This window comes from Paenibacillus oenotherae, from assembly GCF_019443105.1.
Lineage (GTDB): Bacteria > Bacillota > Bacilli > Paenibacillales > Paenibacillaceae > Paenibacillus_Z > Paenibacillus_Z oenotherae.
Map to the genome: position 1 here is coordinate 174,809 of NZ_JAHZIJ010000001.1, position 23,660 is coordinate 198,468.

Here is a 23,660-nt window from a genome sequence, read left to right on the forward strand (position 1 = left end):
CTCTCCAGTAAAGCCGGCTATACACCGCCATAACGACGCACGCGACGCTGATATTCGCGAACGGCTTCATAAAAATGTTCTTCTGTAAATTCAGGCCAGTACACATCGGTGAACCATAGTTCGCTATACGCAAGCTGCCAAAGCATAAAGTTGCTTATCCGCAGCTCCCCGCTTGTTCGAATGAGCAAGTCAGGATTCGGCATGCCAGCCGATAGCAGGCTGGATTCCATATGCGATTCATCGATTTGCTCCGGCAGCAGCCGTCCAGCCTTAACTTCTTCTCCGATTAAGCGGACAGCCTCAATCATTTCTTTCCGGCTGCCATAATTAATCGCAAAATTAAGCACAAGTCCCGTATTATTCGCCGTTTGCCGGATCGCTTCTTCAATGGCTTGCAAGGTATGATCCGGCAGATCGCCCTTGTAGCCCATCATGCGAACCTGCACATTTTTGTCTACCAGCTCTTTCAGCTCAATGGCTAGAAACTCCTGGGGAAGCTTCATCAGAAACTCAACTTCCGCCTTCGGCCGCTTCCAGTTCTCTGTCGAAAACGCATATAACGTTAAATATTTGACGCCTAGACGGTCGGCTGCCATCGTAATCCGTTTGACTGTCTTCATTCCGGAATGGTGACCGGCCATCCGCGGCAAACCGCGGCTCTTTGCCCATCTGCCGTTACCATCCATAATGACTGCTATATGCTGCGGTATTTTATCGGCACTAGGCACCTGCTCTGAAGCGGGCTTTGGCGTCCCTCCGAATAATGCCTTCAATCGCTGAAACACGCGCTATACCTCCCACCGCTAACGTCAATTTATGCAACAAACCCCACCTGTTGGAGGGGCCGGTGAGCTTGCTTTATACTTCCATGATCTCTTTCTCTTTGGAGGCCAGAACTTTATCTACCTCTCCAACAAATTTGTCAGTCGTCTTCTGGACATCATCCTGATGACGGCGTGACTCATCTTCTGAAATATCCGTTTTTTCCAGCTTCTTAATATCGTCATTGGCATCACGGCGCACATTGCGAATCGCAACCTTGGCCTCTTCACCAAACTTCTTCGTCATCTTGACTAGCTCAGCACGGCGTTCTTCCGTCAGAGCAGGAATGCCAATACGAATTGTACTTCCATCATTAGAAGGCGTCAATCCAAGATCGGATTTCAAGATTGCCTTCTCTATTGCAGCAAGCGAAGTCTTGTCCCACGGTTGAATGAGCAGTGTGCGGGTATCTGGCGTATTGATGTTCGCCAATTGGCTCACCGGTGTCATTGCACCATAGTATTCAACCTGCACGCGATCCAGCAGCGCTGGCGTTGCCCGGCCAGCACGCAGTGTGGAGAGATCCCGTTTCAATGCGCCGATCGCTTTCTCCATCCGATCCTCTGCGCTTTTCTTAATCGATTGCGGCATTAATCTACACTCCCTTTTACAATGGTTCCGATTTTTTCTCCCAGAACAACACGTTTAATGTTGCCTTGCTCCGTTATTGAGAATACGACAAGCGGAATATTGTTATCCATACATAGTGACGATGCCGTCGAGTCCATTACTCCCAGATTGCGATTCAATACATCCAGGTAAGTGAGGGTCTCGAATTTCTCTGCTGTCGCATCTTTGAATGGATCAGCTGAATAAACGCCATCAACTTTGTTCTTCGCCATCAGAATGACTTCCGCCTCGATTTCGGCAGCGCGAAGCGCAGCAGTTGTGTCTGTCGAGAAGAACGGATTGCCTGTTCCAGCAGCGAATATAACGACACGGCCCTTCTCCAGATGGCGAATAGCGCGGCGGCGAATATAAGGCTCCGCAATTTGCTGCATCGCGATCGAGGTTTGTACTCGTGTCGGAACTTCAATCTGCTCCAGCGCATCTTGAAGCGCCAATGAATTCATTACCGTTGCAAGCATGCCCATGTAATCGGCTGTCGCACGGTCTATTCCTTTGGCAGTACCGGCAATGCCGCGCCAAATATTGCCGCCGCCGCATACGATCGCCACTTCAACATTTAATTCAACAACCTCTTTGACTTGTTCCGCTATCGATGCTATAACAGCTGCGTCAATTCCATATCCGTTATTGCCAGCAAGCGATTCACCGCTAACCTTCAGGACGATTCTTTTGTACACGGGACTTTGCAACGTGGTATACCTCCATCTTTGACCTTGTTCATAGGCCGCATACTTTTTATTATGCACTTCTATTTAAACAAATAGGCGGGGCGGACGCCCCGCCCCGCCTTGTGCGTTCGGTTTACAGTTTTGCCTGAGACATAACTTCAGCAACGAAGTTGTCTTCTTTTTTCTCCAAGCCTTCGCCAAGCTCATAACGAACAAAGCGACGGATCGAAATGTTTTCGCCGATTGTGCTGATTTTTTCGTTCAGCAGTTGAGCGATCGTTTTGTCTGGATCTTTGATGAAAGACTGCTCCAGCAAACAGAACTCTTCGTAGTATTTGCCAAGACGGCCTTCAACCATTTTCTCAACGATTTTCTCAGGCTTGCCTTCGTTTAATGCTTGAGCTGTAAGAATCTCACGCTCTTTGTCCAGCTCTGCCTGAGATACTTCTTCACGGCTCACGAATTTCGGATTAGCCGCTGCAATTTGCATGGCGATATCACGAGCAAAGTCACGGAATTGATCCGTTTTGCCTACGAAGTCCGTTTCGCAGTTGATTTCTACGAGAACGCCGATACGGCCGCCCGCATGAATGTAAGATTCAACAACGCCTTCTGTAGCTACACGACCTGCTTTGTTAGCTGCAGCAGAAAGGCCTTTCTCGCGGAGCAGATCGATTGCTTTGGATACATCGCCATTCGTTTCATCAAGCGCTTTCTTGCAATCGAGCATGCCTGCACCTGTTTTTTCACGCAATTCTTTAACTGCACTCGCACTAACTGCCATGATGGAGACCTCCTAGTATGATCTATCATATTCTCATTCGAAAAAAAGGGCGGTGAGAGGTTTATCACCTTCTGACCACCCTTCGTGTTGACTTATTAAAGACGACTATACAGTCGCTTGTTCGCCTTGGTTCGCTTCCACGATTGCATCAGCCATCTTAGCTGTCAGCAACTTAACTGCGCGGATTGCGTCATCGTTACCCGGAATAACATAGTCGATCTCGTCCGGATCACAGTTGGTATCAACGATACCGACAATTGGGATACCAAGCTTGCGAGCTTCCGCAACAGCGATACGCTCTTTACGCGGGTCAATAATGAACAGCGCGCTAGGCAATCCTTTCATGCCTTTAATACCGCCCAGGAATTTCTCGAGGCGATCTTTCTCTTTGCGGAGAATGATAACTTCTTTCTTAGGCAATACGTTGAATGTACCGTCTTCTTCCCACTTCTCAAGTGTTTTCAGACGATCGATACGTTTTTGGATTGTTTGGAAGTTAGTCAGCGTGCCGCCGAGCCAACGTTGGTTAATGTAGAAGTTGCCGCAACGCTCTGCTTCTTCTTTAACCGAATCTTGAGCTTGCTTCTTGGTACCGACGAAGAGGATCGTACCGCCTGTGCCTGCTACTTCGCGAACGAAGTTGTAAGCTTCCTCAACTTTCTTAACCGTCTTCTGCAAGTCAATAATGTAAATACCGTTTCTTTCAGTGAAGATATAACGATCCATCTTAGGGTTCCAACGACGAGTCTGATGACCGAAGTGCACCCCAGCTTCTAGAAGCTGTTTCATGGAAATTACCGCCATCCTCACACACCTCCTGTACAATGGTTTTTTTGGTTTCCTCCGCAAATATCATCTTTCGTCAAAACTTCGGCCGGGCCGAAGCACCCTTGACGAAATTAATTCGCGTGTGTTTTTAACACCGTCAATTACTATACCATAACTGCCATCCACCATGCAACAAGCAATCATCTATTTTTCAGCATCAAAATGAAGAAATCCAGAGACAACAGCGATGGGAAGAATGATCCGCACGCCAGCAGGCCTCAGCTTTGGCCCCGCATCGCCTACTCCTTCAACTGCCGCTTCGCTTCCTCAGGAGGGAGCGGCTGCCCTGTAATGACCTTCTTCACCTGCTGCAAGGTTAAGTCGCCCTCAAATGCAAAATAGCCCGCGCGTATTTTGTTGCTCTCTTTACGCATCAGGGATATGAAGGACTTCTGGTTCTCGATTACTCCATGCTTCTCCAGCAAAGCGGCTGTCTCGGTCAGGTCTGATCCCGGAACGATGCGGACGATAGTTCTCCCGGGCTCAGAGTCTTTTGCAGCCTTCCCTTCAGCAGCTGATGGGGCCTTCGGTTGAGGTTGAGGTACAGATGTATCCTTATTCGCCTCTGGCTTTGCATCCTCCGCCTTCTGCTCCTCATCCTTGGCCTTCTGAACCTTCTGCATTTCTTCCGCTCTAATCCGCTCGGCCGCCTCGGCCAGCTTGCTGTCAAGCTCCTCTTGCGTATACAGCTTGGAACCGGAGGTATCCGTATCTTGATTGAAGTGGTCCAGATTATCAGCCTGCTGCTGTCCAACGAGCATAAGCTGGAGGAGGGCAGCTCCAATAATTAGCCCGATACCAAGCCCAAGTAGAAAAGGTCGTTTATTCATGACGGCTTTCTTCCTCCTGCCTGGATAACTGGAGAATCAACAGCACTTCTCCCTTGTTCATGCCAAGCTTCTTCGCAATGGCCTCAACTGACTTGCCATTGTCATGAAGCGCGAACAATTCCGTGTATCGATTGCGGATCGATGCCGCCTCCTGCTCCTGCACCTCTTCAGCTGCTGTCTCCGGGATTGCGGACTCCGGCATTGCTTCCGGTTCATGAGAAGCCGCCGCCGGCTGGTTGCCAGGGGCAAATGCCTCTGCTGCGGGCTGCGATTTGGCCTGGTTAACCAACGATTGCTCCAGTTCGCCGCAGCGCTGCTCCAATTGATTGATCCGCTCTTCACGCCGCTTTGCTTGCTCCTGTGCTTCCTTCTGGGCGCTTGTTACAAGCTCGACCATCTCGCGATTGTCGGCCTCCATGTTCTCCATGAATTGCTCCAATGCTGTTTCCATATTGCGTACAGTAGAAGATTGATCGCTGCCTGGCGCGGATTTACGCGGCATAATAACAGCGAAAACTACAGCAACTGCGCCCAATAGAACGATCGTATGCCAAGGTTCCATTACGTTTCACCTGCAATCCGGTAATTAATGCGGTATCTAAAGCGATATATCAATGTGCTGGCCTTTGTAAGGATGTGTCTGGGCCGCCTGCTTGTCCTCAGACTGCTCCAGCGCGTCATCCCGGTTGCCGGCGTTTTTTCGTTTCTGCGATTTCGAGCCTGCTTCACGCTGCTTATTATCTTTAATGCCCAGCTTGCTGCCTTGTTCAACCGCACTATTCTTGCTGCGCATCAATTCCGTTTGTTTGGCACTGTCACCTTCCAAACGAGTTTGGTCGGCGACAGGCTTATGCAGCATTTGATTTTGCAATGCGGCAGTATCCGGCGTTCGTGGTATAGAGGCCTGCAGGTCAATCGATTTATAGGGCATCCGTTACTCCTCCCTTAATCATGCAATTTGTCCGCTTCCAACCTCTCCATTAAAGATAAGGAGCCATCACAATATCGCCTTCTGAATAACGGAAGGAAATTCGCTGCGTAGGATCCTTCACAAAGCGCGTGTAGCGTCCGATAACAATTTTCGTTCCGCCGTAGATGGTATTGATGACGTCTACTCTCGCAGTATCGGTGTCCTCAAGCGACTTCTCTATTTCCAGAATGCGTTCTCGAGATACAGACATTTCTTCAACTGCTTGACGCTTGGTCGCGCCCAGCTTGATCCTGAGCGCCAGCTTGTCTGATGGCAGCTGTCCTGCAGCAGCAAGCTGATCAAGCAACGTTAACGCCTTCTCTGTCTTATCCAGGTTCTCGCCTGTTGACTTCAAGTGCTGTCTAAGCTCCAGAAGCTCCGAGCGCAGCTCTGGCCGAACGCCGACCTCAATGGCTGTGGCAGTTGACATGGTATTGCCGATCGTCCTTGCGACGACCCGCTCTCCAGCCTGTATCATTCCTCCTACAACAAGACCTTTGGTCCCGCTGCAAACTACGTTTCTGCCAGCACGCACATGAGAGTGCATAATACTTTGGGTAACAAGCACATCCTCCATTGCCGTTACGTTCCCATCCTGGATAAATGAGCTCTTGACGTTCTTGCCGGCCTTGACATAACCTTTATTGCTTGCCAGTATGCCTCCGGTTATTTCGATTGAGCCCTCTGATTCCAGCTCAGCGCCCTCAACGCCCCCGATAACCCGTATATCGCCAGAAGCTTTAATCCGGAAGCCTGTCAGTACATTGCCGCGCACGACAACAGTTCCTACGAAATCAATATTGCCGATATTATAATCAACATCACCGTTAACCTCATAAATAGGAAACACGTTGATTTTGTTTTTGTCGGTCATTGTGATTAGTCCGTCTATTGCTGCATAAAGTGCTGTTTGTTCAGGGTTCAGGACGACATTTTTGCCTAATTTGAAATAAGCTTCCTTACCATTCTTTCCAGCTATATCATCACCGGTAACCGCTTTGCCAGGTTTGCCTTCCGTTGCTGGTACTTTCTCCGCGATCAATTGACCGCGTCTGACATTTTTAAGCTGCGTGATTTCTTTGAAATCAACTTTCCCGCCCTCAATTTCAACCGGCTTGTGCTGTTCTTCCTTCATATCATACGAGAAACGAATAGCCCCGTCCTCACCGTTGACAGCCATCTCGCCCTGCGCTACTAGTGTCTGACTATTGAAGTATAATTTCGGCTGCCTGGCAATGTTGGCAAGCACATTAAGGTCAATTCCGTGGATAACGCCATGACTTCTCACAAATTCCTCAAGCTGTTTAGAAGTGATGGTGAGATTCTCGTCCGCAACATTAAACCTTAAATGAGCTGTAAGTTTATCAGGTGAGATCTGGATGACTATGTAAGTTTCAAGCGTTTCATAAGTTGACAACTGACGTCCCCCCTTTCAATATATTTAGCGCTGCATTAACTGATCCTTTTGCTTGTCCAGAGCGCCGCGCAATCTTAGAATTGCCTTGGAATGAAGCTGCGAGATCCGTGACGGCGATAAACACATCACTTCCGCAATTTCACTCAGGGACAGCTCTTCATAATAGAATAAGGAAATGACCGTTCTCTCTTTCTCTGTCAGGCGGTCGATTCCTCTTACAAGCGATTCCTTCAAATAAAATTCATGCACCTTATAATCCGGATTTTTGGCTTTCTCATCAATAAGAAGGGACAGCCGTGTTTCCGACTCTTCCTCTTTGATGGGATCCTCCAGCGAACAAACGGTTGTTACCGCAATCTCCTGCAGCATATGTCCGAATTCCTTCTCGCTGATGCTCAAATATTCACTTATCTCCGCATCGGAGACGGAACGAAGATACTGCTGCTCCAAATGCTGGTAGGCTTCCTCAATCTTCTTCGCCTTCTCGCGCACGGATCGCGGAACCCAATCTCCCTGACGCAATCCATCAATGATGGATCCCCTGATCCGCCAGGATGCGTAGGTTTCGAACTGGAGTCCGCGGCGGTAATCGAATTTCTCGATGGCATCGATTAGTCCCATTACTCCATTGCTGGCCAGATCGTCCTTGGAGACGTTCTTGGGCAATCCGATCGCCATGCGGTTGCTTACATAATCAACCAAAGATAAGTAATGTTCGATAAGCCGTTTCTTCGCTTCAATGTCCCCTTCTTCTTTCCACTTCTGCCAGATCTCGATGTTAGACAAATGAGGTGCTTTCGGCTCTATCATTCAACTCACCCTCCCGTAAGGTGACGTACTGCTTTGGCCAATTCTTCAGGCTCTTTGTTTGGAGTCGATACAAGCTTAGGTGGAGTCAGCGGTTGAAAGTTCGACTGTGCGCCAGGCTCAAGCTGTACGTTCCCGTCCATTTGCTGTTTAAGTAAATCATTCAATTCGTCGCTCTCATCCGGCGTCGACATATCCACCTGAATGCCTCTGGCCTCATCCTGAGATTGGGATTCCTCCGCCAGCGGAACTGCACCAGGCTGCAGTATGAGAGCAATAACTGCACGAAACAAATACATGAGTACAAAAAATGCGATAAAGGCGTACAGGCACCGCATGCTAGTTACGGCAAGCCCATTGCTGCCCAAGGAGAACAGCAGCGTAAGCACAGACCCGCATATACCAAATGCAACGTTCCAACGCCAGGTTCCAATCATCTTAAATCTCCTTTATTCCAAGTTGGACGCTTCGAATGACCAAGATTCCTCTTGTACTATCGAACTCTATCGTCCGGCCATAATTCCCGCCCGTATCTTCCCCTAGCAAGGGGATATCGAATCTCGTCAGCATTTCCTTGCAAGATTCCACATTGCGCGGTCCGATTCTCATCGCTTCGCTCTGCATCGCAAACGCGAACATCTGGGCGCCTCCCGCCATCTTGGCAGTGAGACGGCTTGTCATCGCGCCAGCTTGCTTCATTCTCTGGATCAGCTCCGGGATCGCGGTGTCTGCATATTTGGCTAAATTTATAGATGACTCCCGGGCAATTTCCGAAGTTGGCAGCATGACATGTGCCATACCGGCAATCCTGTTGCGCTCATCGAATAGAATCAAACCGACACATGATCCGAGTCCGGTCGTCCTGAGCGTACCGCCGTCGGAAGAAATATTTAAATCGGCCATGCCTACTTTCACCACGTTCTGCTGTATCATTCAGATGGCACTCCCAAAGAGCTGAAAATTTTGTCGAACGACTCAGGGTCAGGAATGAGGAAGAAATGGCCTTCCAGATCCTCCCGGCCCTCAAAGAATGTAGTATCAATCAATAGTGCGGAGTCGCCCATCTCACCGTACTGTACAAGCCCATAGCTCAGTATCGCTCCAGCCATATCGACTGCTAATGCCGGAACCGTCGGCGACATAGACAGCTTGGTAAAATCAGCGAGAGAAGATAAGTAAGAGCCTGCTAGAATATTGCCAATTTCGGACAGAGCGGACAACTCCATCTCCGAATATCCGTTATCGTCCCGAACCTCTAAAGAAAGCAGGCTGTTCAACAGTCTCTTGGCGGAATCCTCTTTGATCAAGAAGAACATATTGCCTGGAGCATCACCCTCTACCCGCAGAAAAACAGCGACGACGACTTGCTCCAAACCTCCCACCTTGTCCGCAACCTGCTCGAAAGGAATAAGATTGACTGTTGGCACCTTCATATCAACCGGCTTGTCCAGAAGTCTGGATAAAGCAGTGGCCGCGTTACCTGCTCCGATATTACCGACTTCCTTCAGCACATCCAGTTTAAAGGCCTCCAGCTTGGATAAAGGATTCACGGCTTAGTCCTCCAGCTGCTCTAGCTGGATGATTTCATTCTTGTTCAACACTTCGGCCAGGTTAAGCATAATAAGCAGGCGATTGTCACCGATCTTGGCTACTCCGTGCAAATATTTGGCCTTGATGCCTCCCACGACCTCCGGAGGTGAATCAATGCTGTCCGTATCGATATCGATAACATCATTGGCAGCATCCACAACGAATCCTACCTCCAGATCATTGACGGCAACAATAATAATCCGCGAGCTGTCTGTCGGCTCTGATTCCTCCAGATTAAACCGTCCCCGCAGATCAATGACAGGAAGCACTACTCCGCGCAGATTGATGACTCCTTTGATGAAGGCAGGTGTTTTGGGTACTCGTGTTATGGGGATCATTCGCTCGATTGTACGAACTTTCTCTACTTCGATGCCATATTCTTCGTTAGCAAGTCCAAAAACGATAACCTTGATTTCCTCACCCATGCGTTATCCCTCCTTATTTTATGAGCGCATTCGGATCGATAATTAATGCCACTTGGCCATCGCCAAGAATCGTAGCTCCAGATACAGCCGGAATGTTCGTTAAATATTTGCCAAGCGACTTGAGGACGATCTCGCTCTGGCCAATAAATTCGTCCACCATAATCGCGCCCTGCTTGTCCCCTTTGCGAATGACGACAATTTCGGTCTCCGCTTCATCTTCTTCGCTATATGAAGGTGATTGAAGCACCTGGCTGAGCGATACGACCGGTATGACACTGCCGCGGTATTCAATCATCAAATTGCCGTGAATGTTGCGGATTTGCTCCTTGCGTATGATGCCTGTTTCTACAATAGAGGAAAGCGGAATCGCATACTTCTCATCTCCGAGCTTGACAAGCATTGCCGATATGATCGACAGTGTCAGCGGCAGCTGAATCGAGAATTTAGTCCCTCTGCCAGGCTCAGAATCAATCGTGACATTACCGCCAAGAGAAGTGATCTTCGTTCGTACGACATCAAGCCCTACACCGCGTCCGGATATATCGGATATTTTGTCCGCTGTACTGAAGCCTGGCGCAAAGATTAGCATGTTGATCTCGCTATCATTCAAGCGCTTGGCCTCTTCTGCAGTGACAACGCCATTCTTGACCGCTATTTCCTTAACCTTGTCGCGGTTGATTCCCTTCCCGTCTTCCTCCACCTCGATAAAGACATGGTTGCCGCTGTGGAAGGCGCGCAAATGAACAATTCCTGTCTCGGGCTTGCCTGCCGCAATCCGGTCAGCGACCGATTCGATACCGTGGTCAAGCGAGTTGCGAAGCAAATGTACGAGCGGGTCGCCAATCTCGTCGATTACGGTACGATCCAGCTCTGTTTCAGCACCCGTAATGATGAGCTCTACCTTCTTATCGAGTGACTTGGCCAGGTCGCGTACCATCCGTGGGAACCGGTTGAAGACAGATTCCACAGGCACCATCCGCAGCTTGAGCACAATATTTTGCAAGTCGCCGCTGACACGGGACATATGCTCAACCGTCTCTGACAACTCGGTGCTCTTCACTTCGCTGGCAAGCTGCTCAAGGCGAACACGATCAATAAGCAGTTCACTGAATAAATTCATGAGCGCATCCAGCCGTTCAATATCAACACGGATCGTGCGGGATGCAGCGCCGCCGCCCCCCGTAGCGCCTGACGATGCAGGGGCAGCTGCTGGAGCTGCGGTTGCCGCTGTCTGTGAACGGGCCGCGCTTATTTGCTGGGCTGCCTCTGGCTGCGGTTTCGCTTCCGAAGCCAAATCCGGTTTGGCCGCTCCTGTGCCGGTCCCGCTGCTGATTTGCTTTAAGGTTTCACTATCCAGTCCAATAATCTCGCAGCCCGCTATTTCGGAGACGGATTCGATTCCTTTGCGGAGCTCCTGCTCATTAATATTGGAGATTGTAAACACCGTAAAGGAGTTATCGAATTTTTCCTGCTCAATATCTTGGACGCTTGGAATCGATTTAACAACCTCTCCGCTGCGTTCCAGGAAATCGAACACCATATAAGCTCTGGCAGCTTTCAGCAAGCAATCCTCGCGTACTGTAACGACGATATGGTAGACGGAGTGGCCGGATTCAATAGATTGCAGCAGCACCGATGTTTGGAATTCATCCAGCAGTGCCGAGCTGTTGGATGATCCAGCGCTCCCTGCAGATGCGGCTGGCGCTGCAGCCTGTGACTTGTGCTCGCCCTTCTCGATAGCTTTCAGCGACTTCACGATCTCCGTTACATCCGCTTTACCTGTTCCGCCGCCTATAATATCTTGTACCATCGATTCCAGCGCATCTAAACCCTTAAACAGCGTGTCGAAAATAAAGCTGTCCATTTTCAACTTGTTGTTGCGCACCAGATCCAGCACGTTCTCCATTTCGTGAGTCAAAGAAGCGAGATCCTCAAATCCCATTGTCGCCGACATGCCTTTAAGCGTATGAGCGGATCGGAATATGTTCTGGACGATGCTCAAATCCTCCGGATCACCTTCCAGACGCAGAAGGTTTTCGTTAAGCGCCTGAAGATGATCGTTCGATTCATCAATGAACATCGATAAATAGGCATTCATATCCATTTCCATACACCTCCTGATTGAATGGTTGCCAATCGAAAATATATCTGTTACTTCATAACAGCCTCTACTAGTCTGGATGCGATTTGACGCAGCGGAACGACCGTCTTGGCGACCCCTGCTTCGATTGCTGAACGAGGCATCCCATATACGACGCATGATTCTTCGGCTTCAGCAATGGCGCTTTCACCACCGCTCTCATTCAATGCCTTCATTCCCTTGACTCCGTCGCTTCCCATACCCGTCATAATGACGGAATGTCTCCTAAGCTCCTTGAAGGAGGTGCAGGACTCGAACATCACATCAACAGACGGGCGATGCCCATTGCGTGTTGGTTCTTGTGTCAGTCGTATGTAATAACCTCTGCTGTCCTTCGCCAGCTCCATATGATTGCCGCCAGGCGCTATATATACCATCCCGGCATTAACCCGCTCCCCATTGGTCGCTTCAACTACCCGCAAGTTGCTGAAGGTATCCAGCCGCTGTGCCAATGAGTGGGTGAATTTGGGCGGCATATGCTGTACGACCAGTACTGGTGCGGGCAAATCTCCCGGCAGCGCCGTAATAACCTCATGAAGCGCCCGCGGCCCTCCTGTTGAAGTGCCGATTGTAATCAAATGCTGGAAGGTACTGCTAGGCTGGGGCTTTTTGTCTACGGGCTTATGAGGCTCCAGCAGAATATCCTGAGCGGCCAATTGTTTCGGTTTATGGATTGCCACCGGTTTCTTAACCGATTGGCCATCCATTGTCTTGCCCTGCACATCCGGCGGTGCTTTGCTTATCGGGCTGTCTGCAGCCTTTGGCCTCGGCTTGAATGTCCGCTCCAGCTTAACGTCAGGCGTTAGTTTCGGAGCAGGCTTCTCTATTGGCGCAGCGGTCTGATGCACGCGCTTCGTCAATACTGCGATTCGCATTTTTTCCAGCAGCATCTCGCCAACTTTATGAATATCAGGCGATAACGGCCCGGACGGCTTGCGAATGAAATCGAATGCCCCGATTTGCAGCGCTTTTATTGTTTCTCTCGTAGCATCGTCGCTTATGCTGGAGAGCATTATAATCGGCGTTGGAAGAGTACGCATAATACGTTCCAGAGCTTCCAGTCCGTTCATCTCCGGCATTTCCAAATCCATCGTAATAACATCCGGCTTTAATCGCTCGACAGAATCTATCGCTTCATAACCATTAGTGGCCGTTGCAACAATTTCAAACTGCTTGTCCGATGCAATCAGATCACAGAAAATTTTGCGCATAAAAGCGGAATCATCGACCACAAGCACACGGTAAGGGCTCATCGGCATCTCCCTCCTACTCTTTCAAAGGATCACTTCATCAGTCTGAACATCTTATGCAAAAATCCTTTGACCCCGCTGCCCGCAGAGGTCGGAGTACTCGGCACGTCCATAAACCTTTTGGCTATTTCCATAATAGAATGAGAAGCATCACTTTCTGGAAAAGCGATTGTGAACGGAACCTGCTTTTTAACAGCCTTGGTCACATTCGGGTCGTCGAGCAGGATGCCGAGCATCGGCAATGAAGTGTCAAGAAACCGTTCGGCCACCATGCTGATCTTGTCAGCGGTCGCCTTTCCTTCTTTCCTGTCAACTGCCCGGTTGACCACCAGCTTGAACTGAATATTATGCTCCATCGCATTCACCATTTTAATTAACGCGTAGGCGTCCGTGATTGAGGTTGGTTCCGGTGTTGTAACGACAAGGGTCTCTTGTGCAGCGGCAATAAATTTAACCGTTTCCTTCGAAAGGCCTGCTCCGGTATCGAATAGAATCAGATCATATTCGCCATGCAGACGTCCGATCTGCTCTTCGAAGTAATCGAGCTCCGTCGGTGTCAGTTCCAGCAAATCCTTGAAGCCCGAGCCGCCGGCGATAAAATGAATACCGCTGGGGCCTTCCTGAATGATTTCCCAAATATTTTTTTGCCCTTTCAGCAGGTGGTACAGATTGTAAGGAGCCGAGATCCCCATTAGAACATCAATATTCGCCATTCCGATATCGGCATCGAATATTAACACCTTCTGGCCCAGCTTCTGAAGCGTCAGAGCAAAATTCAAGCTGAAGTTGGATTTGCCGACGCCTCCCTTGCCGCTCGTCACCGTAATAACTCGCGTCGTCTTCCCGCTGCTTTGCAGTTCCCGGTTCTTGACCATGTGACGAAGCGCCTCGGCTTGATCGTTAAACATCCCAATCCCCCAGAAGTTGTTCTACATAGTTGTCTATACGAAATGGAGTGATATCATCTGGAACGGTCTGGCCATAGGCTATATAAGCGGGCTTCAAGCCCTGTTCAAGCGCCAAATTCAGTATCGCGCCATATGCGTTCGTCTCGTCCTGCTTCGTAAACACCACACGGCTAACATCATACTTGGCAAAATGCTCGGCTACTGTCGCCATATCCTTGTACTTTCCGGTCAAGCTCAGAACGAGATAAGTTTCTGATTGCCGATCCGTTTGCAGCAGGCTGTTTACTTCCGAGACATAGAGCTCGTTCCGGAAATTGCGTCCTGCCGTATCCATAAAGATCAGCTCCCGGTCTTCAAGCTGCTTGAAGGCGCGTGATACTTCAGAAGGAGAGAAGACAACCTCCAATGGAACATTCAGAATCGTTGCATAGGTTCGCAATTGATCAACCGCAGCGATTCGGTAGGTGTCAGATGTAATAAAGCCAACCTTTCGGCCTGCCTTGAGCGTCTGCTCTGCTGCAAGCTTTGCGATCGATGTTGTTTTGCCGACACCTGTAGGGCCGACAAAATGAACAACCCGCGTATCCCGTTGAATGCCTTTGCCCTGGAACTCACCGAGCCATCCGGCCAATACGGCCTTGGCAGCCTTCCAGACGGACTCACGATCAAGAGCAGCTTCTTCCTCGCCTTCGAATTGCTTCTGTACCGTTTCGATTAACCGTTCGATCCACTGGGCGCCAACCTCTTGTTCTGATAGACGATCATGCAGCCCCTGCAGAGGAGCTGGAAGAGCCTCCATATTCTGCTGTTTGGATATTTGGAGAATCCATTTCTTCATCTCGAGAATTTCATCCAGCAATTCTTTTTCCTTCGCTATTCTTTCCTTGGACTGGACGACCGGATTCGAATTTGCCTTTGCCGCATTGAGCTGAGATAGCTCGGCAGGACTGGCAGCAGCTTTGTTCTGGACAGCAGACGCCGCTGCTGAAGGCACATAGCGCTCGCTGCCTCCGGCTTCAGCAGCCCATTCTGCTCTTGCCGGTCCGCTCGAGCTCACGGCAGCCGCTGCAGCTGGTTTAGCCGGAACGGGTTTGGAACGAACGGGCGGAGATTGCTTGCCGGCGACACTGCTGTCAATAGCGGCGATAACCTCCATTTTTTTCTTGCCGAACATGCCGAGAAATCCGCCTACACGTATTTCCTTCGTATTGAGAATAACGGCATCAATGCCCAGATCGGTTCGAATCATCGGCAGCGCTTCCGGCACTGCATTAACAACATATCGTTTTACCTTCATAAATTAACCACCCCAATGCTTTGAACTTCTACACTAGGTTCAAGCTCACTGTAGGAAAGTACCGGAATATCCTGCATAGTACGTTCAACGATTTGACGCAAATACATTCTGATGGTCGGCGATGCAAGAACGACCGGTTGATAACCCGATTGAATTTGCTTGTTGACCTGCTCGTTGAGCTTCTGATGGATCGTCTGGGTAGCAATTGGATCAAGAGCCAGATAGCTTCCCTGCTCGGAGGATTGCACCGATTCCGCGATCTTCTTCTCAACTGAAGGACCAACGGTTATTACTCTCAGCGTATCTCCCGTTTGAGAGAACTGCTGTGTAATTTGACGCGATAAGGATTGGCGAACATACTCGGTCAGAATGTCCGGATCTTTCGTGTAGGTGCCGTGATCGGCCAAAGTCTCGAATATCGTTACCATGTCCCGAATCGAAATTTTCTCTCTGAGCAGCTTGGAGAGCACCTTCTGAATATCGCCGACCGTAAGAATCGATGGTATTAGCTCCTCGACAAGTGTCGGATAGGTTTCCTTGACATTCTCGACAAGCGCCTTCGTTTCCTGGCGGCCGATAAGCTCGTGAGCATGACGTTTGACGATTTCCGTTAAGTGCGTTGCAACAACAGACGGCGGGTCAACGACAGTGTAGCCTGTCAACTCGGCGCGTTCCTTCGTTGCTTCATCAATCCAGATAGCCGGTAATCCGAAAGCTGGCTCTACCGTTTCAATCCCGATAATGCTGTCGTTGTCGAACCCTGGGCTCATGGCCAAATAGTGATTGAGCAGCAGCTCGCCGCGTGCGACAATATTGCCTTTGATCTTGATGACATATTCATTCGGCTTCAATTGAATATTGTCACGTATCCGGATGACCGGCACGACAAGCCCAAGCTCCAATGCACACTGTCTGCGAATCATGATGATGCGGTCGAGCAAATCCCCTCCCTGCTGCGTATCCGCTAGCGGGATGAGGCCATAGCCGAATTCAAATTCGATCGGATCAACCTGCAGCAAGCTGATTACGCTCTCTGGACTGCGGACTTCCTCGATCTGCTGCTCCTCTACGAGCAAATCCTCTTCCTGCTGCTGGGCTGTAAGCGTCTTCTGCATTCGGTAACCAGCGAACACCAGTACACCCGCAAACGGAAGTGTTGCGATGGGACCGATTGGCGTTCCGATACCAAGCAATGCTATCGTGCCTGCAACTATGTACAGCAGCTTAGGGTAACGCAATACTTGCGAGGTGACGTCGAAGGCCAGGTTCCCTTCAGATGAAGCCCGGGTAACGATAAGACCTGCGGCTGTGGAGATCAGAAGTGCCGGAATCTGGCTGACCAGTCCGTCACCAATCGTAAGAACCGAGAATCTCTCAATGGATTCTCCGAAAGAAAGTCCATGCACGGTCATCCCGATCACAAAGCCGCCGAGCAGGTTAATAATCAGAATGATGATGGATGCAATGGCGTCACCTTTTACGAATTTGCTGGCACCGTCCATCGATCCGTAGAAATCTGCCTCTCTCTCAATCTTTTGCCTGCGGTCTCTTGCCTGCTGTTCATTAATAAGGCCCGCATTCAAATCTGCATCGATACTCATTTGCTTACCAGGCATCGCATCGAGTGTGAACCGGGCGCCTACCTCAGCCACACGCTCCGAGCCTTTCGTAATAACGATGAATTGGACGACGACCAGTATGAGGAAGACGACAAATCCGATTGCAATCTGTCCGCCGGCTACCCATTTACCGAAGGTCTCAACGACTTCACCGGCTTCAGCCTTCTGCAAAATGTTCCTGGTCGTCGATACGTTGAGCGCTAACCGGAACAATGTCGTAATAAGCAGCAATGCGGGAAAGATGGAGAACTGCAAAGCATCCTGCGTGTTCATTGAAATCAACAATATCATGAGCGCCGCGGAAATATTAATGACGAGCAGCACGTCCAATAACCCGACAGGAATCGGAACAACCATCATTAGAACGATGCCTATAATCCCGATTAGTATAGTCAGGTCTCTTGCTTTCATGACGTTTCCTCCCCCATTAATCGCAACTGGTTACTTCTACTTCCCTTTGCCCTTCAGCTTATATACATAAGCCAGCACTTCAGCAACTGCTTGGAACAAGTCAGCCGGAATGGTTTCTCCAATCTCCGACCTATCGTATAACGCTCTGGCGAGCGGCTTGTTTTCCATCGTTATAACGCCGTTCTCCTTCGCTACCTCTTTGATTCGAAGCGCGACATAATCCATTCCCTTAGCGATTACCGTCGGCGCTTCCATATTGGCTGAATCGTATTTCAAGGCGATTGCAAAGTGAGTCGGGTTCGTAATGACGACATCCGCTTTGGGCACTTCCTGCATCATTCGCTGCAAGGCCATTCGTCGCTGACGCTCACGAATCTTCCCTTTAATGAGCGGATCGCCTTCTGTCTTTTTGTACTCTTCTTTAATATCCTGCTTGGACATACGCAAGCTTTTCTCGTGCTCATAGCGTTGATAGATATAATCGATAACGGCGAGTACTGCGAGCAGTGCGCCGATCTCCAGGCCGAGCGTAATCATAAGACTGGCTGTAAAGCTGTAGATGCTCTCGATGGGAACACGCGCAAGCTGCATAATGTGATCGCGTTCGCTCCACAGGTTCAAGTAAACGATCAAACCGATTACCAATAACTTTAAGATATTCTTGACAAACTCGAATAACGAACGCATTGAGAAGATCTGTTTGAAGCCATTAATCGGATTTAGCTTGCTCAGCTTGAGCTTCAGTGGCTCTCCTGTGAACAGAAATCCGATTTGCACGTAGCTTCCGAGTATGGCGACAATAACCGCGATTGCAAAAATCGGGGCTAACAGTATAAACACTTGGAACATAATTTCCGAAAATAAAGACATGACATTACCGGTCGTTATCTGCAGCAGCAGCTTCTGCTCAAACATAAGTCCGAACAAATGCAGCAGCCGTTCCTGATAGAAGTCGCCCAGCATAATGAAGCTGAGAAACACAAAGAGCAGGATAAATGCGGCCGGTAAATCAGCACTCTTGGCAACCTGGCCCTTCTCTCTCGATTCCTGCCTCTTCTTAGGAGTTGCACGCTCTGTTTTTTCTTGAGAAAACAGCTGTAGATCTAGCGTCCAACGATGTGATCGCATGATCGCAAGCCCTCCTGCCTAAGTTACGGGGCCCTGCACAATGCCGAACAGCTCCTCAAGTGCGTTGAATAGCTGTGTAAACAAGTGCTCAAAGATCGTAATCAGACCCGGCATCATAATAGCCAACATAAGTAATCCAACAATTATCTTGATCGGAATACCGATAACAAACACATTGTATTGCGGTGCGGTGCGGGCCAGAAACCCAAGACCAACATCAGTCAGGAACATTGCAACGACCAGAGGCGCCGCCATTTGGAAAGCAAGCAAGAAGGTTTCTGCGAATGTCTTGACAATAAAATCGCTAATGCTGCCTTCATAGATTCGGCCGAACAGCTCATTGGATAGCGGAATCCATTCATAACTTCGCATCAAAGCCGATAATAGGAAATGATGCCCGTTAATGGACAGGAAGATTAGAGACGCAATCATAAATTTAAAGTTACCCATAAGCGGTGCAGATGCGCCTGTCATCGGATCGATCACATTCGCCATACCAAAGCCCATCTGCAAATCGATAAATGCCCCTGCTGTTTGGACAACTGTAAAAAACAGATAGGCGACAAAACCAAGCAATACGCCTGCCATTACCTCTCGAATAATCGCGAGTATAAACTCGGCATCAGGCACAATCGTCTGCTTGAGGCCATAGGTCAAAAAGACGATCAGCGAGATCATGAAGCCAAGGCCAATCTTGAACGTCGTCGGCAAATTCCGGGATGAAAAGATCGGCGCAACGACGAAAAACGAAGTAATTCGACAAAAAATAAGCAAAAAAATAGGGAATCCTTGTAGAAACTGCTCCATCGATTCACAGCCTATCCGATGTATTTATACAAATTACTCAGCAGATTGTATGTGAAATCGACCAGCGTGTTTAATATCCATGGGCCAAACAGCAAAATCGAAAGCAATACCGCCACTATTTTCGGAATAAAAGCAAGTGTCTGCTCCTGAATTTGTGTCGTTGCTTGAAAAATACTGACGAGCAGCCCTACGATCAGACCGAGCACCAGCATAGGCGCGCTCGCTTTCAGGATCGTATATACTGCCTGCCCAGCCAAGGCAATGATGAAATCTGAACTCACGCCCCGCACTCCTTCCTTTCATCGTCAGGTGTTGAAGCTTAGCAGCAGCGACTTGACAATTAAGTACCATCCGTCTACCAATACAAACAGTAGGATCTTGAATGGCAGCGATATCATAATTGGAGGGAGCATCATCATCCCCATCGCCATGAGCGTACTGGATACGACCATATCAATGATTAGAAACGGAATGAAGATCATAAAACCCATCTGAAAAGCCGTTCGCAATTCGCTGATTGCATATGCTGGCACCAAGACAGTGATTGGAATGTCCTCGTATGTTTTCGGTTTCTCCGTTTTGGTATATTCCATGAAGAGAAGCAAGTCTTTCTCACGTGTTTGGTTAAACATAAATTTCTTCATCGGTACCGAAGCTTTATTCAATGCTTCCGTCTGTGTTAGCTCACCCTTCAAATAGGGCTGAAGAGCTACCTCATTCACCTGGCCGAGTGTCGGTGCCATAATGAAGAAGGTCAGGAACATCGCTAGTCCGATTAGCACCTGGTTCGGCGGCATCTGCTGTGTGCCAAGCGAGGTTCGCACAAATCCAAGCACAATTACGATCCGTGTGAAGCTGGTCATAAGAACCAGGATAGCTGGCGCTACACTGAGTACTGTAATAATTAACAGCAGTGATAACGCGCTTGTGCTCGGCTGCTCGTTATTGTCATCGCCGATTGTAATGCTTACATTCGGCAAAGGTTCTGCATACGAATGCGTTTGGAATAACATTCCGATTACTAGTAGGGCTAGAAGCGAAACGATTATTTTTTTGTTCATTCATCCAACAACCGATCATTATGATTTTCCTTCTTGAGAAGATCCTCAACCTTCTGCTTCTGAGCCGATTGCCGTTTCATCTTGTTTTGCAGCAGCTCCTGAAAGGAGCTTGCCTCCTGCCAAGGCTCACTAGTCGGTCCGGACTCAGAATTCCGGTTGCGGAATCGATTCAGAAAGTCTGTAAATGACGGAGCGCTCCACGCTCGGGCGTTCTGCTGCTCCATGGAATCCAGAACAGCTTGCGCAGTCTGCGGATCATCGATCTTATCAAGCAGAGTAACAGACTCACCGACACCGACAACATAGATGCGTCCGGACAATTCAACGACTTGCAGAGACTTGTTTTGGCCGAGTGGAATGCCGCCTAGCGAACGAAGCGTGCGATTGGTACCCCATCCTTGATTGCGCTTGGCCAACCACTTAATCACTAGAATAATAAGTCCGATGATCAGCGCCAATGCAATGGTTACCCAGATGAGATATCCGGTCATATCAGGACCTTCAATTAGGCCCGAAGACTTATCCGCATCAAAAGTGACATTCGAAGACTCTGCCATTGCTGCATTAGCGCTCACCAGCCAACCGCCAAGAGCAAGCGCCGCAAGCCGTAATCTGTTCCGTTGTATCATGAGTGAATTAACCGAGCGTTTTCTTGATCGCTTCGATTACGCGGTCAGCTTGGAATGGCTTAACAATAAAGTCCTTGGCGCCTGCTTGAATCGCATCGATGACCATCGCTTGCTGCCCCATTGCCGAACACATAATGACCTTTGCATTGCCATCGATCTTCTTGATTTCCTTCAAAGCAACGATTCCGTCCATCTCAGGCATCGTAATATCCATTGTTGTTAGATCAGGTTTGAGCTCCTTGTACTTCTCGATCGCTTGCGCGCCATCCTGAGCCTCACCTACGACCTCATAACCATTTTTGGTTAATATGTCGCGGATCATCATTCTCATAAAAGCTGCATCATCAACGATCAGAATGCGGTTTGCCATTGTTTCTTCCTCCTAAGGTGTTATTGTAATTTTTGGATACGATCCCATTGGCTGACGATGTCCGTAACCCTTACACCGAAATTCTCATCAATAACGACAACCTCGCCTTTAGCGATCAGCTTGTTATTGACCAGAATGTCAACCGGTTCTCCAGCAAGCTTGTCCAGCTCAATAATGGAGCCTTGTGACAACTCAAGGATATCCTTGATTTGTTTCTGAGTTCTTCCTAATTCTACTGTTACCTTTAGGGGGATGTCGAGCAATAAATTCAGATTTGATTCCTCTGGTTGAATATATGGCGCACCCTGGAAGTTAGCGAACTGTACCGGTTGAACATTCACGTTGCGGTTTGACATTCCACCCAATGTTTGAGGACCTCCATATGCTGCTGCAGCGTGCTGCGGCGGCGCTATTGGCGCTGCTGGCGGTATCGGCGGAGCACTCGGCGACGGTGCAGGCGTATGTGCCGCTGGTGCGCTGACCGGAGCACTCACAGGCGCACTTGCAGGTGCGGCAACCGGAGCTGGAGCCGGTTCAGGTTCTGATGCTCCTCCCATTAGCGTCGATACCATATTCTTCGCAAAGGATATCGGCAGAAGCTGCATAAGGGTAGAATCGATCAGATCCCCTATCATCAGGCGGAAAGCTACTTTGATAAACATGTCATCGGGAGGCAGATTCTCTACACCTTCACCATTGGACACATTCAGAATGTCAATGCCAGGCGGCGAGATGTTGACGAAACGGTTGAATATGGTGGACATCGATGTAGCTGATGATCCCATCATCTGATTCATAGCTTCCTGTACAGCGCTGATATGTATTTCATTCAGCTCTGCATCTGTAACCAAGCCCTCACCGCCAAGCATCAGGTCAGCGATTGTCTGCGCGTCCTTCGTCTTGATAACGAGCGAATTGATTCCCTCAAAGCCGTCAACATACCGGACAGATACCGCCACATGAGGCTTAGGAAATTCTTCGTCCAGCTCACTCCGTTTAATAAGCGATACCTTTGGCGTCGTAATGTCTACCTTTTTGCCCAGCAATGTAGACAGCGCGGTTGCAGCACTGCCGAAAGTAATATTGCCAATCTCGCCGAGTGCATCCTGCTCAATCGAATTCAGAAAGGCATTCAAGCCCTCTATCTGTTCGCTCGGTGTGGACGAATCCGGCTCATCGGAAGACTGACGCAGCAAGGCATCGATTTCTTCTTGGGACAAATAATCTTTACTCGTCATATTCCTCTTCCACTCCTTCACTGATTACCTCGTCGATCTGAATGGCCATCCGGTCTTTAATGGAGCCCGGGCTGCCCATAAACTTGAGCTTTTCTCCGACCTTTATCGAAAGACCTTCCGTAATCGGCTTGTTCAAGCCAATAACATCGCCAACGGCAAGCCCGAGAAATTCACGTATCGAGATGCTGGAATGTCCAAGCTCTGCAACAATCGGCAGCTTCGCTTTGCTTACCCGCTGCTTCAGAACATCCAATTCCTCCGGTGCCCGTGTTTTCTTCTGCGAGACGAACCAGTGATGTACCGACAACCGAGGCATGATAGGCTCGATTACAACATGCGGGATACATAGATTGATCATCCCGGTTGTATCTCCAATCTTCGTGCTTAACGATATAAGAGCAATCGTTTCATTGGGAGAAACGATCTGCATAAATTGCGGATTCGTCTCCAATGCTTCCAGGCGAGGCGAAATATCTACAATCGTCTTCCAGGCCTCCTGCAAGCTCTCAAACGCCCGGCTGAATATGCGCTCCATAATAATGGTTTCGATTTCAGTCAAAGCATTGATTTTGGAAGGCGCCAATCCTTGTCCGCCCAGCATGCGATCAAGCATGGCATAAGCGACGTTAGGATGTACTTCAAGCACCATTCGCCCTTCAAGCGGCTCAGCCTCAAAGATGTTCAGAATCGTCATCTTAGGTATGGACCGGATGAATTCGTCATAAGGCAGTTGTTCAACTTGAACGACATTGATTTGAACAAATGTGCGAAGCTGCGCTGAGAAATAGGTTGTCAAATATCGCGCGAAGTTTTCGTGTATCCGCGTTAAGCTCCGAATATGATCCTTCGAGAATCGGACTGCACGCTTAAATTCGTAGGAGCGAATTTTCTTCTGCGTATCCTCTTTTTTCAGTTCTTCAGCATCCATCTCACCAGATGACAGAGCAGCCAGCAACGCGTCAATCTCGTTCTGCGACAAAACATCAACCAATTATCTCACCCCCTTCGAAGGAATGCGTCATGATAGAAAC

27 protein-coding genes are annotated in these 23,660 nt (G+C 49.1%); all 27 read right to left on the reverse strand.

All coding sequences use genetic code 11. The features are described 5' to 3' along the window. Positions 1–17: 17 nt before the first annotated feature. A complete protein-coding gene (uppS, locus tag K0T92_RS00740) occupies positions 18–773 on the reverse strand; it encodes an undecaprenyl pyrophosphate synthase (protein ID WP_246627834.1) in 756 nt (251 codons plus the stop codon). Between the two features lie 85 nt (positions 774–858). Then, a complete protein-coding gene (gene frr / locus K0T92_RS00745) occupies positions 859–1,413 on the reverse strand; it encodes a ribosome recycling factor (protein WP_219870506.1) in 555 nt (184 codons plus the stop codon). Continuing rightward, positions 1,413–2,141, reverse strand: a complete 729-nt coding sequence (gene pyrH / locus K0T92_RS00750; RefSeq protein ID WP_219870507.1) for a UMP kinase — start codon at positions 2,139–2,141, stop codon at positions 1,413–1,415. The genes frr and pyrH overlap by 1 nt, the downstream gene beginning before the upstream one ends. 112 nt (positions 2,142–2,253) lie before the next feature. Continuing rightward, on the reverse strand, positions 2,254–2,904 hold the full coding sequence (gene tsf / locus K0T92_RS00755; protein ID WP_219870508.1) for a translation elongation factor Ts: 651 nt from the start codon (positions 2,902–2,904) through the stop codon (positions 2,254–2,256). A gap of 105 nt (positions 2,905–3,009) precedes the next feature. Continuing rightward, positions 3,010–3,708 (reverse strand): 30S ribosomal protein S2, encoded by a 699-nt coding sequence (gene rpsB / locus K0T92_RS00760; RefSeq protein ID WP_219870509.1) that lies wholly within the window; start codon positions 3,706–3,708, stop codon positions 3,010–3,012. Between the two features lie 263 nt (positions 3,709–3,971). Next, the gene (locus K0T92_RS00765) at positions 3,972–4,562 is read right to left on the reverse strand and encodes a hypothetical protein (RefSeq protein WP_219870510.1); all 591 of its coding nucleotides are present in this window, start codon (positions 4,560–4,562) and stop codon (positions 3,972–3,974) included. Further along, positions 4,555–5,124, reverse strand: a complete 570-nt coding sequence (locus tag K0T92_RS00770) for a DUF6115 domain-containing protein (RefSeq protein WP_219870511.1) — start codon at positions 5,122–5,124, stop codon at positions 4,555–4,557. The genes K0T92_RS00765 and K0T92_RS00770 overlap by 8 nt, the downstream gene beginning before the upstream one ends. A gap of 36 nt (positions 5,125–5,160) precedes the next feature. After that, the gene (locus K0T92_RS00775) at positions 5,161–5,493 is read right to left on the reverse strand and encodes a hypothetical protein (protein WP_219870512.1); all 333 of its coding nucleotides are present in this window, start codon (positions 5,491–5,493) and stop codon (positions 5,161–5,163) included. A gap of 49 nt (positions 5,494–5,542) precedes the next feature. Then, entirely contained in the window at positions 5,543–6,949 is a 1,407-nt protein-coding gene (locus K0T92_RS00780) for a flagellar assembly protein A (protein ID WP_219870513.1), read from the reverse strand. 24 nt (positions 6,950–6,973) lie between these two features. Then, a complete protein-coding gene (locus K0T92_RS00785) occupies positions 6,974–7,759 on the reverse strand; it encodes a FliA/WhiG family RNA polymerase sigma factor (protein WP_219870514.1) in 786 nt (261 codons plus the stop codon). A gap of 5 nt (positions 7,760–7,764) precedes the next feature. Beyond that, entirely contained in the window at positions 7,765–8,193 is a 429-nt protein-coding gene (locus K0T92_RS00790) for a hypothetical protein (RefSeq protein ID WP_219870515.1), read from the reverse strand. Between the two features lies 1 nt (position 8,194). Then, positions 8,195–8,689: a chemotaxis protein CheD gene (locus K0T92_RS00795; protein WP_219870516.1), complete on the reverse strand. Its 495-nt coding sequence runs from the start codon at positions 8,687–8,689 to the stop codon at positions 8,195–8,197. After that, positions 8,686–9,306, reverse strand: coding sequence for a chemotaxis protein CheC (locus tag K0T92_RS00800; protein ID WP_219870517.1), 621 nt, complete (start codon positions 9,304–9,306; stop codon positions 8,686–8,688). Before K0T92_RS00800 ends, K0T92_RS00795 begins: the two co-directional genes overlap by 4 nt. A gap of 3 nt (positions 9,307–9,309) precedes the next feature. After that, positions 9,310–9,771: a chemotaxis protein CheW gene (locus K0T92_RS00805; protein ID WP_219870518.1), complete on the reverse strand. Its 462-nt coding sequence runs from the start codon at positions 9,769–9,771 to the stop codon at positions 9,310–9,312. A 13-nt stretch (positions 9,772–9,784) separates the two neighbouring features. Then, positions 9,785–11,875 (reverse strand): chemotaxis protein CheA, encoded by a 2,091-nt coding sequence (locus tag K0T92_RS00810; protein WP_219870519.1) that lies wholly within the window; start codon positions 11,873–11,875, stop codon positions 9,785–9,787. 47 nt (positions 11,876–11,922) lie between these two features. Further along, the gene (locus tag K0T92_RS00815; protein WP_219870520.1) at positions 11,923–13,164 is read right to left on the reverse strand and encodes a protein-glutamate methylesterase/protein-glutamine glutaminase; all 1,242 of its coding nucleotides are present in this window, start codon (positions 13,162–13,164) and stop codon (positions 11,923–11,925) included. Positions 13,165–13,193: 29 nt separating this feature from the next. Next, entirely contained in the window at positions 13,194–14,069 is an 876-nt protein-coding gene (locus K0T92_RS00820) for a MinD/ParA family protein (RefSeq protein ID WP_219870521.1), read from the reverse strand. Further along, on the reverse strand, positions 14,062–15,366 hold the full coding sequence (flhF, locus tag K0T92_RS00825) for a flagellar biosynthesis GTPase FlhF (RefSeq protein ID WP_219870522.1): 1,305 nt from the start codon (positions 15,364–15,366) through the stop codon (positions 14,062–14,064). Before flhF ends, K0T92_RS00820 begins: the two co-directional genes overlap by 8 nt. Further along, entirely contained in the window at positions 15,363–17,396 is a 2,034-nt protein-coding gene (flhA, locus tag K0T92_RS00830) for a flagellar biosynthesis protein FlhA (RefSeq protein WP_219870523.1), read from the reverse strand. Before flhA ends, flhF begins: the two co-directional genes overlap by 4 nt. 36 nt (positions 17,397–17,432) lie before the next feature. Continuing rightward, on the reverse strand, positions 17,433–18,524 hold the full coding sequence (gene flhB / locus K0T92_RS00835; RefSeq protein ID WP_219870524.1) for a flagellar biosynthesis protein FlhB: 1,092 nt from the start codon (positions 18,522–18,524) through the stop codon (positions 17,433–17,435). A gap of 18 nt (positions 18,525–18,542) precedes the next feature. After that, positions 18,543–19,331 carry a flagellar biosynthetic protein FliR gene (gene fliR / locus K0T92_RS00840; protein WP_219870525.1) on the reverse strand — a complete coding sequence of 263 codons (789 nt, stop codon included), beginning with the start codon at positions 19,329–19,331 and terminating at the stop codon, positions 18,543–18,545. 11 nt (positions 19,332–19,342) lie between these two features. Further along, positions 19,343–19,612, reverse strand: a complete 270-nt coding sequence (gene fliQ, locus K0T92_RS00845; RefSeq protein WP_219870526.1) for a flagellar biosynthesis protein FliQ — start codon at positions 19,610–19,612, stop codon at positions 19,343–19,345. Positions 19,613–19,636: 24 nt separating this feature from the next. After that, positions 19,637–20,392, reverse strand: a complete 756-nt coding sequence (fliP, locus tag K0T92_RS00850; protein WP_219870527.1) for a flagellar type III secretion system pore protein FliP — start codon at positions 20,390–20,392, stop codon at positions 19,637–19,639. Further along, positions 20,389–21,021: a flagellar biosynthetic protein FliO gene (locus K0T92_RS00855; RefSeq protein WP_219870528.1), complete on the reverse strand. Its 633-nt coding sequence runs from the start codon at positions 21,019–21,021 to the stop codon at positions 20,389–20,391. Before K0T92_RS00855 ends, fliP begins: the two co-directional genes overlap by 4 nt. Positions 21,022–21,028: 7 nt before the next feature. After that, the gene (locus K0T92_RS00860) at positions 21,029–21,391 is read right to left on the reverse strand and encodes a response regulator (protein ID WP_219870529.1); all 363 of its coding nucleotides are present in this window, start codon (positions 21,389–21,391) and stop codon (positions 21,029–21,031) included. A 20-nt stretch (positions 21,392–21,411) separates the two neighbouring features. Beyond that, a complete protein-coding gene (fliY, locus tag K0T92_RS00865; RefSeq protein WP_219870530.1) occupies positions 21,412–22,629 on the reverse strand; it encodes a flagellar motor switch phosphatase FliY in 1,218 nt (405 codons plus the stop codon). Further along, entirely contained in the window at positions 22,619–23,620 is a 1,002-nt protein-coding gene (gene fliM, locus K0T92_RS00870) for a flagellar motor switch protein FliM (RefSeq protein WP_219870531.1), read from the reverse strand. The genes fliY and fliM overlap by 11 nt, the downstream gene beginning before the upstream one ends. Positions 23,621–23,660 lie beyond the last annotated feature (40 nt).

Excerpts from the sequence above, each read along its gene's own strand:
- K0T92_RS00785 (WP_219870514.1), bottom strand. The coding sequence starts at position 7,759 with ATGATAGAGCCGAAAGCACCTCATTTGTCTAACATCGAGATCTGGCAG.
- K0T92_RS00860 (WP_219870529.1), bottom strand. The coding sequence starts at position 21,391 with ATGGCAAACCGCATTCTGATCGTTGATGATGCAGCTTTTATGAGAATG.
- frr (WP_219870506.1), bottom strand. The coding sequence starts at position 1,413 with ATGCCGCAATCGATTAAGAAAAGCGCAGAGGATCGGATGGAGAAAGCG.
- K0T92_RS00765 (WP_219870510.1), bottom strand. The coding sequence starts at position 4,562 with ATGAATAAACGACCTTTTCTACTTGGGCTTGGTATCGGGCTAATTATT.
- fliR (WP_219870525.1), bottom strand. The coding sequence starts at position 19,331 with ATGGAGCAGTTTCTACAAGGATTCCCTATTTTTTTGCTTATTTTTTGT.
- K0T92_RS00820 (WP_219870521.1), bottom strand. The coding sequence starts at position 14,069 with ATGTTTAACGATCAAGCCGAGGCGCTTCGTCACATGGTCAAGAACCGG.
- K0T92_RS00855 (WP_219870528.1), bottom strand. The coding sequence starts at position 21,021 with ATGATACAACGGAACAGATTACGGCTTGCGGCGCTTGCTCTTGGCGGT.
- K0T92_RS00775 (WP_219870512.1), bottom strand. The coding sequence starts at position 5,493 with ATGCCCTATAAATCGATTGACCTGCAGGCCTCTATACCACGAACGCCG.
- K0T92_RS00795 (WP_219870516.1), bottom strand. The coding sequence starts at position 8,689 with ATGATACAGCAGAACGTGGTGAAAGTAGGCATGGCCGATTTAAATATT.
- flhB (WP_219870524.1), bottom strand. The coding sequence starts at position 18,524 with ATGCGATCACATCGTTGGACGCTAGATCTACAGCTGTTTTCTCAAGAA.
- rpsB (WP_219870509.1), bottom strand. The coding sequence starts at position 3,708 with ATGGCGGTAATTTCCATGAAACAGCTTCTAGAAGCTGGGGTGCACTTC.
- fliP (WP_219870527.1), bottom strand. The coding sequence starts at position 20,392 with ATGAACAAAAAAATAATCGTTTCGCTTCTAGCCCTACTAGTAATCGGA.
- tsf (WP_219870508.1), bottom strand. The coding sequence starts at position 2,904 with ATGGCAGTTAGTGCGAGTGCAGTTAAAGAATTGCGTGAAAAAACAGGT.
- K0T92_RS00770 (WP_219870511.1), bottom strand. The coding sequence starts at position 5,124 with ATGGAACCTTGGCATACGATCGTTCTATTGGGCGCAGTTGCTGTAGTT.
- K0T92_RS00790 (WP_219870515.1), bottom strand. The coding sequence starts at position 8,193 with ATGATTGGAACCTGGCGTTGGAACGTTGCATTTGGTATATGCGGGTCT.
- K0T92_RS00815 (WP_219870520.1), bottom strand. The coding sequence starts at position 13,164 with ATGAGCCCTTACCGTGTGCTTGTGGTCGATGATTCCGCTTTTATGCGC.
- K0T92_RS00805 (WP_219870518.1), bottom strand. The coding sequence starts at position 9,771 with ATGGGTGAGGAAATCAAGGTTATCGTTTTTGGACTTGCTAACGAAGAA.
- flhA (WP_219870523.1), bottom strand. The coding sequence starts at position 17,396 with ATGAAAGCAAGAGACCTGACTATACTAATCGGGATTATAGGCATCGTT.
- fliY (WP_219870530.1), bottom strand. The coding sequence starts at position 22,629 with ATGACGAGTAAAGATTATTTGTCCCAAGAAGAAATCGATGCCTTGCTG.
- flhF (WP_219870522.1), bottom strand. The coding sequence starts at position 15,366 with ATGAAGGTAAAACGATATGTTGTTAATGCAGTGCCGGAAGCGCTGCCG.
- K0T92_RS00810 (WP_219870519.1), bottom strand. The coding sequence starts at position 11,875 with ATGGATATGAATGCCTATTTATCGATGTTCATTGATGAATCGAACGAT.